This is a genomic window from Croceicoccus hydrothermalis (assembly GCF_022378335.1).
GTDB classification, from domain to species: Bacteria; Pseudomonadota; Alphaproteobacteria; order Sphingomonadales; family Sphingomonadaceae; genus Croceicoccus; species Croceicoccus hydrothermalis.
Genome location: NZ_JAIQCI010000007.1, coordinates 33,428 through 46,356 on the forward strand (window position 1 = coordinate 33,428; position 12,929 = coordinate 46,356).

8 protein-coding genes are annotated in these 12,929 nt (G+C 60.9%); 6 read left to right on the forward strand and 2 right to left on the reverse strand.

The window, feature by feature from the left end; genetic code table 11:
• Positions 1–14: 14 nt before the first annotated feature.
• The 4 genes from K4G67_RS07360 (at position 15) to K4G67_RS07375 (ending at position 7,563) form a co-directional block, all read left to right on the forward strand.
• Positions 15–2,495, forward strand: coding sequence for an NAD-dependent epimerase/dehydratase family protein (locus K4G67_RS07360; RefSeq protein ID WP_239805741.1), 2,481 nt, complete (start codon positions 15–17; stop codon positions 2,493–2,495).
• A gap of 4 nt (positions 2,496–2,499) precedes the next feature.
• Positions 2,500–3,240: a ZIP family metal transporter gene (locus K4G67_RS07365; protein WP_239805742.1), complete on the forward strand. Its 741-nt coding sequence runs from the start codon at positions 2,500–2,502 to the stop codon at positions 3,238–3,240.
• 286 nt (positions 3,241–3,526) lie between these two features.
• Positions 3,527–5,875: a TonB-dependent receptor gene (locus tag K4G67_RS07370; RefSeq protein WP_420830007.1), complete on the forward strand. Its 2,349-nt coding sequence runs from the start codon at positions 3,527–3,529 to the stop codon at positions 5,873–5,875.
• An 11-nt stretch (positions 5,876–5,886) separates the two neighbouring features.
• A complete protein-coding gene (locus tag K4G67_RS07375; protein ID WP_239805743.1) occupies positions 5,887–7,563 on the forward strand; it encodes an alkaline phosphatase D family protein in 1,677 nt (558 codons plus the stop codon).
• Positions 7,564–7,967: 404 nt separating this feature from the next.
• Here K4G67_RS07375 and K4G67_RS07380 read toward each other — a convergent pair whose 3' ends face one another.
• The gene (locus K4G67_RS07380) at positions 7,968–9,854 is read right to left on the reverse strand and encodes a putative bifunctional diguanylate cyclase/phosphodiesterase (RefSeq protein ID WP_239805744.1); all 1,887 of its coding nucleotides are present in this window, start codon (positions 9,852–9,854) and stop codon (positions 7,968–7,970) included.
• 2 nt (positions 9,855–9,856) lie between these two features.
• Complete coding sequence (locus K4G67_RS07385) at positions 9,857–10,729, reverse strand: metal-dependent hydrolase (protein ID WP_239805745.1); 873 nt, start codon at positions 10,727–10,729, stop codon at positions 9,857–9,859.
• Positions 10,730–10,850: 121 nt separating this feature from the next.
• Here K4G67_RS07385 and K4G67_RS07390 point away from each other — a divergent pair, with 121 nt between their 5' ends.
• Entirely contained in the window at positions 10,851–11,507 is a 657-nt protein-coding gene (locus tag K4G67_RS07390; RefSeq protein ID WP_239805746.1) for an OmpW/AlkL family protein, read from the forward strand.
• A 268-nt stretch (positions 11,508–11,775) separates the two neighbouring features.
• Positions 11,776–12,909 (forward strand): FIST signal transduction protein, encoded by a 1,134-nt coding sequence (locus K4G67_RS07395; protein WP_239805747.1) that lies wholly within the window; start codon positions 11,776–11,778, stop codon positions 12,907–12,909.
• Positions 12,910–12,929: the final 20 nt, after the last annotated feature.

Sequence of the window (12,929 nt, forward strand, 5' to 3'; positions counted from 1 at the left end):
GGGGAAAGCATCCATTGCCAGATAGCCAAACCGATCCGAAACCGCTTGTCGTCGTAACCGGCGCCACCGGTAACATCGGCAGTTCGCTCTGCGATGCGCTCGAAAACGATTATCGCATCGTCGGGCTCGACCACCATGACGAAGATGGCGAGCGGGACATTATCGCCTTCGACATCAGCGATGCGAAGTCCGTCGACAAGGCGATCCGTCATATCGTCGAGAAGCACGGCCGCAATATCGCTGCGGTAGTCCACCTCGTCGCCTTCTTCGATTTCAGCGGCGAACCCAATCCCCTTTACGAGAAGGTCAACGAGCAGGGGACGCGCAACCTGTTGAACGCCCTGGCACAGGCGGATGTCGAACGCTTCGTCTATGCCAGCACCATGCTGGTCCACGAACCGACCGATCCGGGCGGGCGGATCGATGAGGACAGTCCGTTCGATCCACGCTGGGCGTATCCGGAATCGAAGAAAAAGGTGGAGGACATCATCCGTGCGGAAGCGATGATGCCGTATGCCATCCTGCGCCTTGCCGGTGTGTATGACGACGAACGCGCGGTACCCACCCTGTCACAGCAGATCGCCCGCATCTACGAGCGCAGCTTCCAATCGCATCTCTATTCCGGGCCGCTGAATGCAGGCCAGGCGATGCTCAACCGCGAAGACATGGTGGTTGCCATGCGCCGCACGATCGAAGAACGCGCGACGCTCCCGCAGGATGCGGCGATCCTGATCGGGGAGCCTTATGCCCTTGGCTATGACGATCTGCAGGACCGGATCGGCACGTTGATCCACGGCGAGAAGAACTGGGCAACGATCAAGGTGCCCGCGCCGCTGGCGAAAGCGGGCGCCTGGGCGCAGGACAAGGCCGAACCGATCGTGCCCGACGCGATCGACCATGGCGAAAAGCCGTTCATCCAACCTTTCATGATCGATATGGCCGACGATCATTACGCGCTCGACATCAAACGCGCCGAAGACTGGTTGGCCTGGCGGCCGGCGCACCGGCTTCAGGACGAATTGCCGGCGATGATCGCCAATCTCAAACGCGATCCGTTGGCCTGGTACGAACGCAACGGGATCACTCCCACCGACTGGTTGAAGGATGCCGGCGACGCCTGTTCCGGCAACGCCGAAACCCTGCGCCGGGAGGTGGAAGCGCGGCGTATCGACCTGCACCGCCAATTCCGGTGGCCGCACCTTGTCAACATGCTGCTGGCGGTCTGGCTGATGACACAGCCGCCGCTTATCGGGATCGACAATACGCTCTATGCATGGAGCGAAATTGTACTGGGTGCGGGATTGTTCGTCACCGCGGGCCTCTCGCTCAGCTGGCGATTGGGGTGGGCACGCTGGCTTTCGGCGGGCATCGGCGTTGTGGTCATGGGGCTTCCGATCGTTTTCGTGACGCCGAACGCCGCTGCCTATCTTTCCGATACGCTGGTGGGTGCGTTCATCATGGGGCTGGCCATCGCCGCGCCGCCCGAAATCGGCCCAACGGTCGTCGCGCGGGTTGCGCGGCCCGAGGTGCCGCCCGGCTGGTCGTTCAATCCATCGGCATGGACGCAGCGTGTGCCGATCATCGCGCTCGCCTTGGTCGGCGTGCTGTTCTCGCGCTATCTCGCGGCTTATCAGATGGGGCAGGTGGACGGTGTGTGGGAGCCGTTTTTCAACGGTTCCGCCACCGATCCGCAGAACGGGACCGAAGAAATCGTCACATCTTCGGTCAGTGAGGCGTTTCCCGTGCCCGATGCCGCATTGGGTGCCTACACCTACATGCTGGAGATCGTCACCGGCGTCATCGGCAGCCGCGCCCGGTGGCGGACCATGCCATGGCTGGTCCTGCTGTTCGGGTTGATGATCGTACCCTTGGGCATTGTCTCGATCGGGTTCATCATAATTCAGCCGATCATGATCGGCACGTGGAGTACGCTGGCCCTGATCGGCGGGGCGGCGATGTTGATCCAGATACCGTATTCGGTCGACGAACTGGCCGCCAGCCTGTCGTTTCTCAAGCGCCGACGCAAGGTCGGTTGCAGTGTGCTGCGCGTGCTGTTCTTCGGCGATACGGATGAGGGCCGCGGCATGACCGAACCGCGCGATGAATTCGCCCGCGGTCCCGGCGCGATATTAAGGGATATGTGGACGGGTGGGGTCAATTTGCCGTGGACCTGCTGGCTGGCGGGGTTGATCGGCGCCTCGTTCATGTTCACGCGCCTCACGCTGGGCGCAGAGGGGATCCTGGCCGATGTCGATCATCTGATGGGCGCGCTGGTTCTTACCGTACTGGCGGTGGCGGCGGCCGAGGTCATGCGCATCACGCGCTATTTTCTCGTTCCGCTTGGCCTTGGAATTGCGCTCGCGCCGTTCCTGTTCGGCGGCGATACGCTGCATAACGCGGTAAGTGTGATCGGCGGGCTGGCGGTCGCGGCTCTGGCTTTCCCGCGCGGGCGGATCACGCAGGACTACGGCTTGCTTTCGAAGATCATCCGATAAAGCGATGGAAGGGTCCGGTCTCCTTGCTGTTCTTGCGCTCGCCCTCTTGCCGTCGATCGGCAATCTTCTGGGCGTCGGGCTGGCCGAATGGCGCAAGCCGCCGGAATGGCTCGTCGGCGGGGCCCTTCACGCAGCGGCGGGCATCGCCACCGCCGTCGCCGCGATCGAGCTTATCCCCCGCGCGCAGGACCGGATCGACACCTGGATACTGGCCGGCGCCATTCTTATGGGCGCGGTGGGCTCGGCCTGCATCGCGAAGGGAACGCGCAGCATTCGGCGGCGCATGAGCAATACCGCCGGGCGCGCAACGACATGGGGAGCCTATGCCGCGGTAGGGGTGGATCTGGTGACCGACGGATTGATGACCGGCGGCGGCGGCGCGGTGGCGGCGGAACTCGGTCTGCTCCTCGCGCTGTCGCAAGTCATCGGCAATTTGCCGGGCGGTTTCGCCATTGCCGCCAATTTCCGCTCCGCCAACATCGGCCGGGCGCGGCGTTGGAAGGCTCTGGCCATCTATCCATTCCTTCCGGTGCTCGGCGCGTTTGTCGGTTACATGGTGCTCGCCGATGCGGGGCCGGTCCTTACCGGATTCGTGCTGGCGGCATTCGCGGGGCTTTTGCTGACCGCGACGATCGAGGACATCGTGCCCGAGGCCGATCAACCCCATGCCAGGCGCCGGATTTCCAGCACCGCCTTCGCAATGGGTTTCGGAGCGCTGCTCCTTTCATCGGCCTATCTGGCGTAACCTCGCGCCTTCCGGCCGACGATGGCCGTCAGGCGAACGCACCTTCTGGACATTTCACGGTGTGGGGAAGGAAGGGCGCCGTTTCGCGCGACAAGCTTCGTCGGTTGCAAAACGCCCGGTTCGCGGCGCCATTCGCGGAAACTCAAAGGCCCCGATGTCCGCGCCAAACAGATCTCAACTGCAATTAAATTTGCGGATGACACCGAACTGCCTTGAAACCGTCAACGGAGTTTCACAAACGGCCATCACATAGCCTCCCAGTCTCCAAGGATCGGGCAAAATCAACATGAATTCGCTTCTCAAACTCGCCATTCTCGGCGCGGTTTCCACCATTCCGTATCAGCATGCACAGGCACAGGCTGCTGCGCAGCCGGGCAATACCGCGCTCGACAGCATGGTGTCCGAAAACGAAATTATCGTCACCTCGCAAAAGATCGAGCAGCGGGCGGTGGACGTGCCGATCACCATTTCCGCCATCGAAGGCGCACAGATGGAGCGGCTCGGCGTCAGCGATCTCGACGAATTGTCGAATTACGTCCCCGGCCTTAATATTCAGGAGCAGAGCGCCAACAATCCCGGCATCGTCATTCGCGGCATCACGTCCGATTCCGGTTCGGCGCAGCAGGGCCCGCGCGTCACGCTGTATTACAATGGCGCCGATATCTCGCGGTCGCGCGGATCGTATCAGGCAATCTACGACCTCGACCGGGTCGAGGTTATCAAGGGCCCGCAGGCGACGTTGTTCGGCACGGCATCGGCGGTCGGCGCGATCAGCCTCGTGTCCGCACGTCCCCGGCCCGGCTTTTCCGCGCAGATCACGGGCGGTTACGGCAATTACGATCAGCGGCTCCTATCCGGCTACGTCAATGCGGGGTCGGATACCGTCGCGGGGCGCATCGCCTTCGAATCGCGCAAGCGTGACGGTTACGTCGAAAATCTCGCCGAATCGCAGGAAGACGATCTCTACGCGCAGGATCAGCTCGGCGTGCGGGGCTCGTTGCGGTTCACGCCGACGGACCGGCTCCTGATCGACGTCATCGGCACTTACGACCGTCAACGCAATGGCGGCACGCCGTTCATCTCCGGCACGCTCCCGACCGAAGCTGGTCCGGCCGATCCGTTCGGTCCGGCCAATCTCGGCGGCTCGCCCTATTCCGAAGAGTTTCTCGGCAATGATCAGCTTGGGCTGGTGCGCGATGTGTATGACGCCAATATCACCGCCTCTTACGAGCTTACCGACGATCTGACCTTCACCACGGTCAATGGCTATCGCGAGTTCGACAGCGCCGAAGTGTTCGACGCCGACGGTTCGGCCGCGCCCTTCCTCGAATTCGCGGAAATCGCCAAGGGCTGGCAATTCACGCATGAGGGCCGCTTCTCCTACGTCGATCCGATGTGGCGCGCGTCCTTTGGGTGGAACTTCTTTACCGAGGATAACCGTCAGACCGTGCCCTTCGCAGGGGAAGAAGGCACGTTCCTGCAATGCCTGACCACGCTCGCGACGCCCAGCCCGCTGATCCCCGGCATTCCCTGCGTCGCAGCGGACGGGAGCGTACCCGCGGCCAGCGTGACCGAATTGCTGACCGGCGGCGCACTGACCGCGATCCCCTACACTTCGGTTTTCGAAAATCAGGGCCGCAATGATGCCTATTCCCTGTTTGCCGATGCCACATGGATACCGTCCTATGCTCTCGAACTGACGGCGGGCGCGCGCGTGCTGATCGAGGATCGGACATCGGGCTATATCTCGGATGTTCCCGCATCGGTGCTTTCCGGATCGCCTTCGCTTGTCCCGGGGCAGGTCAGCACGTTCGGCGAAACCTACGAAGCAACGCAAAGCTATGCCGCGTTCCTGCCGCGGTTCAATGCCCTTTACCGGGTCAACCCCGACGTCAATGTGTATGCCACCGTGTCGAAGGGGCGTCGTTCGCCGGTCGTGCAACTGGGCGCCCGCCGCCTGGCCGACGGGTCGAGCGCACCGAACCTCAATCTCGTGCCCGAAGAAACCGTGTGGAACTATGAAGCCGGGGTGAAGCTTGGCACGCCGATGGTGTCCGGTTCGCTGGGCGTCTATTATCAGAAATACGACGGTTTCCAGGTCAGCGTCCTTCAGACCGATGGCACCTCTCGCACCGAAAGCGCGGGCACGGCGAGCAATCTGGGCGTGGAGGCGGAAATCAATCTGCGTCCGACAGACTGGCTGCGCGTCTTTGCCAATGTGGGCTATATCGACGGCGGTATCGACGAAGGCAATGATTTCGCACCCCAGTTTTCCGGCGCTCGCTTCCGCCTGCAACCCGAATGGCAGTCTGCCGCCGGCTTCACCGTCGATGCGCCGCTGGGCAACGGGATGCGCCTGTTCGCGACGCCGTCGGTCACCTATCGCAGCCGCATCTTTTTCGAGGTCCCGAACGATCCCGCCATTTCGCAGGAGGCGGTGACCCTGCTGCATGCGAGGGCCGGGGTCAGCTTCGCCGATGACCGGTTCGAGCTTGCCGGTTTCGTGCGCAATGCCACGAACGAAAACTATCTCGTCGATGCGGGCAATACCGGCGGTTCGTTCGGCATCCCGACATTCATTCCGGCGGAGCCGCGCTTCTACGGCGTGCAACTGACCGCACGGATCGGCAATTGAAAGGCGTAACGATGGACAAGATCAAGCTGAACCGGCGCGGCGCGCTTGGGCTGTTCGGCGCTTCGGGCGCGGTTGCCTTGCCCGGCTGCACCACGATCGCACAAAAGGGCGCGCACACCGGCCCCGTGCAATTCGCCCATGGCGTGGCGAGCGGCGATCCGGCAACCGACGGCGCCGTGATCTGGACCCGCGCAACGACCGGCGCCGATGCACGGGGCGATGTTCCCCTGCGCTGGCAGGTCGCGTTGCAAGCGGGCGGTCCGGAGGTGCAAAGCGGATCGGCAACTGCGGCGGTATCGGCGGATCGTACGGTAAAAGTCGAACTGACCGGCCTGGAGCCGGGGCGCGAATATTGGTACCGGTTCGAGGGGCCGGATGGCACGCTTTCGCCGGAGGGGCGCTTTCGCACGCTTCCCGTCGGCGCCGTCGACGAGGTCGTGCTCGCGCTTGCCTCGTGTCAGCTTTATCCCGGCGGTTTCTATAACGCCTATGCCCATATGGCGGGGCTCGATCGGCTCGATGCCGTGCTGATGCTGGGCGATTATATCTACGAATATGGCGAGGACGGTTATGGCGGGGAGATCGGCCAGCGGATCGGCCGCGTGCCCGATCCCAGGCACGAGATCGTGTCGCTCGATGATTATCGCCGCCGCCATGCGCAGGTCAAGGCGGACCCCGATATGCAGGCGGCCCATGCGCGCGCGGCCTTCATTTGCGTGTGGGACGATCACGAGGTCGCCAATGACAGCTGGATCGGGGGCGCGGAAAATCATCAACCCGAAAACGAGGGTGACTGGACCGCGCGCAAGGCTGCGGCGATGCAGGCCTATTTCGAGTGGATGCCCATCCGCGATCCCGCAAAGGGGCATACGCGCGAGGCAATCTTCCGCAGCTTCGAGTTCGGCGATCTTGCATCGCTGGCAATGCTGGAAACGCGGCTGATCGCACGTACAAAACAGGTGGAGTACGAAGGGGAACCGGGCGATGCGGAGGCATATGCCGCATTGCTGAACGAGATCCGCCGCGAGGATCGCGAATTGCTGGGCAAGGACCAGCTGGCCTGGTTGCAAGGCGTGCTTTCCGCATCGGTCACAAGCGGCAAACCCTGGCAGCTTATCGGCAATCAGGTCGTCATGGCTCCGGTCAAGGGGCCGGACCTCGAACGTGCGATGGGCCCGACGGGATATCAGACGTTCCTTGGCAAGCTGCCCCCGCAATGGAGCAAGCCGGTCGCAGATGCGCAGGTCGCATATCGCGCCGGTGTGCCGTTCAATCTGGACGGGTGGGACGGTTACCCCGCCGCCCGTCGGCGCCTTTACGAAACCTTCCGCAAGAGCGGCTCGACCCCTCTCGTCCTGGCGGGTGACAGCCATGCCGGATGGGCGAACAACCTTCGCGACGATTCAGGCCGGCTGGTGGCGCTGGAAAACGGTTGCACGGCGATCAGCAGCCCGTCTTACGGTTCGCTATTGCCCGGTTTCGGACGTTTCATCGAACAGGCAAACGAGCATGTCGCCTACTGCAATCAGGACGCCAAGGGCTATACGCTGATGACGCTCAAACCGGATCAGGCGCGCACCGATTTCGTCACTGTCGATACGATTTTCGAACGGCGGGCCGATGCCCGCATCGACCGCTCCTTCACAGCCGCGCCGGGCGCATCCTTCGGACCGTGGCGAAGCGTTTAAGGCTGAACGACCATATGTCCGTCGATTTCCGCAGATAGACGGACGAGAGGAAAATGGTGGAGCGGGACAGGGGCGGCACATGGCCCGAACCGAGGCATCAGCAGACCCGTTCCGCCATTTTCGTTCGTCGCGCGAGGTCGTCCGCCTTCTGACCAGGATAAATGTTTATTTTTCGTTGTCTTACAGAACTTTGAAAGTCTTCGGAGCGAACGCGGGATCGATCCGAGCCACATGACATTGCGGTCGTGACGGAACAGGTTTGGTCCGGTGTTCGCACCGAACACCGGCCGTCGATCACGAAGGTGAGGGGCGCGAACGCTACGTCGATAAAAAGAGGATCGAGACCGCGGCGCTACGTTCGACGACGGATGCGCTGAAAAATGGCGCTGCGTTCGAGCATGGCGTTACAGACCGCCCGCGCCACTGGAAAGCATAGGGTACCGGGATGATCCACCCTGAAAATTCATCAACGCCTGTTCGGACATGGGGTGCGAAAAATAGAAGCCCTGTAATTCATCGGCTCCAACCCGGATCAGATAGTCGCGCTGAAACGCGGTTTCGACACCCTCCGCGGTCACCTGAATGCCCATCGAATGCGCGAGCTGTATGACCGCTTCGATAATGGCCCCGGACTCTGTATCGGTTTCCAATCCCGCCACGAACGCGCGGTCGATCTTGACGCGGTCAACCGAAACGCGGTGAAGGTGCCGCAATGATGAATAACCTGTACCAAAATCGTCTAAGGAAACCTGCAATCCCGCAGCACGCAATTCCTTCAGGCGGCTTGTACCTTGCCCCTCGATGTCGAACAGGGTCGTCTCTGTGACCTCGAGCTCGATCCGCGCTGGAAGCACCGCAAACTCTTCGGTCATGGCGATAACCCTCTCGACGAAGCTGGCGTCGTGCAATTGAGCGGGCGACAGGTTCACCGCAACTGAAAGTTCCGGCCAGCGGCGCGCGAAGGCAAAAGCCTCGCGCAAAACCCAGGTCCCGATCGGCCTCATAAGACCGGTTTCCTCCGCAATCGGAACGAAGATGTCCGGCGAAATGGGGCGGTTTTCCATCTTCCAGCGGAGCAATGCTTCGACACCGGTAAGGGCCCCAAGATGATCGACCTTGGGTTGATAGATTAGCTCGAAGCCGGTCCCTGCATCCAGCGTGTCGCGAAGCGCCTGTTCGATGTTGGCGCGATCGCGCACCTGCATCTCGAAATCGTAGTTAAAGACCTTGAAGCCATTACGCCCCGCCGCTTTCACCGTATAAAGGGCAATGTCGGCCCGGCGCACGAGATCTTCGCCATCGCCCTGGCCTTCCTCCGCGTTCGCCACACCGATACTGACGCCGACATGCGCCACACCGTTCGCTATTCGAAAAGGTTCCTGCACGGTTTCGAGGATACGGGTGCAAAGCGCGTCCGCATTCTCGATCGAGGCAGACTCTCCCTCGAGCATGACCGCGAATTCGTCGCCGCCAAGCCTGGCCACGAGCGTGCCGGGCTGACTTACCTTCAGCAGGCGTGCGGCGAATTGCCGCAGCAAAGCATCTCCCGCCTGATGCCCAAGCGTGTCGTTAACCTGCTTGAACCGGTCCAGATCCATATAAAGGATACATACGGGCGTTTGCGCGATCGCCAGCGCGTGCAGCGCCTTGGTCGCGCCTCTGCGATTTGGCAAGCCCGTCAGGCTGTCGGTTACGGCGGCACGCTCGATCACCGCGTTTTGTTCCGCCATCGATCGAACGCGGGAATAGGATGCAAGCGATGTGCTGATGGTAAAGCCGACACAGAACAAAAGACCGATTTCGAACAATATGAGTTCGCTGCCCGTCAGAACCGGATGAACAAGCGGCACGACCACCATTGTCCCGACCATGACGATGTTGCCCATCACCACCGCGAGATAGGACTGAAATATGAAACGCTGCGTATAAAGAAGCTGTCCAACCCATAGCGCCATCGCGACGAGCGGATGTTCCGAATTCGAATTCGTGTCCGGCGTATACCAGAAGAATACACCCAACGCCGCCCATGCCGGCATGGTGGCCGCACCCGAAAAAATGTAACCTATCATCTCGCCGCGGGTAAGCTCGCGATGCATGGCTGGACGGGTACTGATCCAGGTCCATGCTTCGCAAAGCAGAAGTGCGACAAGCCATAGCATCGCATGGGCAAAGCCGATCGCAGACACGCTGAGCATGGCCAGTATGATCGCAACCGGAATACGAAACCGACCGGCAATATGCTGAAGACGTGCAATTGCCGTTATATCGGCCGCGACCAGAATGCGCCCCATCGCTATGGTCTTGCTGTTCTTGCGCTGCGCAGCGGGTCACCTTGCGTCAGTTCGTCCGCGGCTTTGTGCATCAACATGCGATCGTCGATCTGCCAGGGATGAAACCCCGGTTTGAACCATCGCCAATATCCGGGCAAAATGCTCCAGAGAAGGCCCCGCCGCCCCAGAAGACATTTCGCAACACGCCGCCAGATCATCCACGGCGGAAGCTTATCCTGCCTGAAAAGGTCGTTCATGTTGCGTCCGACGACCGGAAAAAGGACGACGCTGCCCTCCATCATGGCGGCGATACGAAAGAGATAGCGGCGGGGGCGGGACCAGGATTTCGTCGCTGCTTGGAACGTGTCGAACGCAACCGCCTTATGCTCGATTTCTTCCAGAGCATGCCATCGCCACAACGCGCGAACGGATGCAGGCGCGCGCATGAAACGGTCTTCATTCGTAAGCACCTCATGCGCGAGCAAGGCGGTGAAATGTTCCAAGGCCATAGTCAGGCCGACTTGGCGTAACGGCGTTCGTTTCCGAAAAGGTGCCAGCGTGCGACGCGTGCGTTCGGTCATGTTCGCAATCGTATACCCGCTTTGCCTGATAAGCCGGTTAAGCTTGAGATGCTCGCGCGTGTGCAGCGCTTCCTGAACGATGAAGCGGTCGATATTTTCGGCCATGCTGCTGTCGACGCAATGGCGGTAACGGCGCACACTATCGATGAAGAATTTTTCGCCGAGCGGAAATGTGCCGGACAATGCGCTGAACAGAACGCTCGGGACCGGATCCCCTCCTATGTACCAGCGTGCCGCGTTTCCATCGTGACGAAAGCGATGATCCCGCGGCACGAGACCGATCGGTTCTTTCAGGTCTGATGCCATGCCGCTCATGACGCCGACTCGTAAGCGCGGCGTCTTAAACAGACGTAAATGACCGGCTCACACATGGAATATTTCACCGAAAATTAAGAGCTTAGGCGATATTCGGGACCGATCAGGGGGCATACCGATTATGAGACTGAGCCGGGCTTTTCTTCTTGTTCCTGTCGCTGTGGCAGGATCGACCGTCAGTGCGCAGGCACAGAACGCCGCAAACGAGGATGAGTGGTTCATTCAAATCGGCGCGGCGCGCGTCGAACTCGCGGAAGAGGCGGAGGTGACCATAGCAGGCACCGAATTGCCAAATGCCGGTATCGATATGAATGCGTGCTATACCGCCGTGGCGGAGCTAGGCTGTCGCATCAAGCCTGCGATTGCGCTCACGCTGGCGGTGGGTGTGCCTGTCAAGCAGGCGATAAACGGTGCGGAAACGTTGGCGCCCTATGGAAAGCTGACCTCCGTGACCTACGGCCCGGCCGCGGCGATGGTTCAATGGCATCCGTTTCGGTTTGGACGTCTCGACCCGTATGTCGGGGCAGGGGCCGCGTATTCGCATGTGTGCGACGCGCAGGACGGAACGCTGACGAACCTGAATGCGAGCGATGATATCGGCCCTGCTTTTCAAATCGGTATGGCAGTGAATATCGGACCATCTGCTGCCATGTTCGTGGATGCCAAAAAAGCCTTTCTGAATACGGAATTGAAAGGATCACTCGGACCTGTGCCGGTTGAAGGGCGTCTGAGCCTTGATCCTTTGGTTCTTCAACGCGGGCTTAAGCTTCGGATGTAATGACGCATTCTGTAGCGAAAGCTGCAAACCGTTTCGCCAGTCACCCTTCCGCGGCACCGACCTCAGCCGCATAATGGTCAGGCATTGGTGGAACAATCTCGGTCAGATGGGCGCACCGGACATTCGCCGGCAACGGGTCAGCCTTGACCGGGCCGCGTCATCGCCGAAGTCTGCAACGCGTCAAAGCGATCTGTCAGCCGCCAAGAATCTACAACTTTAACGCAATTTTCAGACCCCCTCGCATATAAAATTGCGAGGAGGACGTTATATGTGGGTTCGTCAATTCGATCCAGGTGACGATGACGTAAAACGCGGTTTCCCATCGAATCCGGACCTTGTTCTAATTTTCGCCACCACCGCGGATCTACGCAATTCCGCATGGACGGGCCGTATCCGCTATGAATTTCCCGATACGCATGTCGTCGGTTGCAGCTCGGGCACGATGGTGGCCGGGGACGTCATCGATGACGTGGATCCGGTGGGCGTGGCCATCGGTTTTCGAGATACGCGCCTGAAAGTCGTCACGCAGTCGATACGGCCCGGCGGGGATGACAGGGATAGCGGTGCCATGCTCGGTCAATCGCTCAGCGCGCCCGATCTGGTGGCGGTATTCCTCTTGTTGGACGGTTTGTCGGGCAATGCCAGCGCGCTCGTCAACGGGCTACGCGACACGGTTGGCGAAGGGGTTGCGATCAGCGGCGGATTGGCCGGGGACGGCGATCGCTTTCGGGATACCGTCGTTCTGGTTGGTGGTGAGGCGCTGTCCGATACCGTCGTTGCCATCGGCTTCTACGGCAGTTCGCTGCGCCTTTCGCATGGCTCGGAAGGTGGTTGGGACACTTTCGGCCCGACCCGGACGATCAGCCGGTCGTCAGGAACGTCGCTCTTCGAAGTGGACGGGGCGGCGGCACTCGCATTGTATGAGCGTTATCTGGGTGAAGAAGCCGCTAACCTGCCGGCATCGGGTCTGTTGTTTCCGCTCGAAATATGGGACGCAGACAATCCGGGCACCAAACTGGTGCGTACGTTGACCGGCATCGATCGCGAAACGGGGGCCATGATTTTTGCCGGCGACATGCCAGAAGGATGGCAGGCCCGCCTCATGCATGGTTCAGTCGAAGGGCTGGTTTCCGGTGCCAATCGCGCCGCCACCAAGGCCGTAGCTCATTTCGGTGCCGTTACGGGGGATGTCCTGTGCCTCATGGTGAGTTGTGTCGGACGCCGTCTGATGATGGGGCAGCGCGCCGAGGATGAGGTAGAGGAAGTTTTCGCACAGCTTCCCAAGGGAACGGTCCTGAGCGGGTTTTTCTCCTATGGCGAGATCGCCCCGCATAAAACGACCAATCAGCCATGTCTGCATAACCAGACGATGACGCTCACGCTTCTGGGCGAAGCGGCTTGACGCCATCGGACGTATCGACG

Coding starts and splice junctions, on each gene's coding strand:
- K4G67_RS07365 (WP_239805742.1), top strand. CDS start 2,500: ATGGAAGGGTCCGGTCTCCTTGCTGTTCTTGCGCTCGCCCTCTTGCCG.
- K4G67_RS07370 (WP_420830007.1), top strand. CDS start 3,527: ATGAATTCGCTTCTCAAACTCGCCATTCTCGGCGCGGTTTCCACCATT.
- K4G67_RS07375 (WP_239805743.1), top strand. CDS start 5,887: ATGGACAAGATCAAGCTGAACCGGCGCGGCGCGCTTGGGCTGTTCGGC.
- K4G67_RS07380 (WP_239805744.1), bottom strand. CDS start 9,854: ATGGGGCGCATTCTGGTCGCGGCCGATATAACGGCAATTGCACGTCTT.
- K4G67_RS07385 (WP_239805745.1), bottom strand. CDS start 10,729: ATGAGCGGCATGGCATCAGACCTGAAAGAACCGATCGGTCTCGTGCCG.
- K4G67_RS07390 (WP_239805746.1), top strand. CDS start 10,851: ATGAGACTGAGCCGGGCTTTTCTTCTTGTTCCTGTCGCTGTGGCAGGA.
- K4G67_RS07395 (WP_239805747.1), top strand. CDS start 11,776: ATGTGGGTTCGTCAATTCGATCCAGGTGACGATGACGTAAAACGCGGT.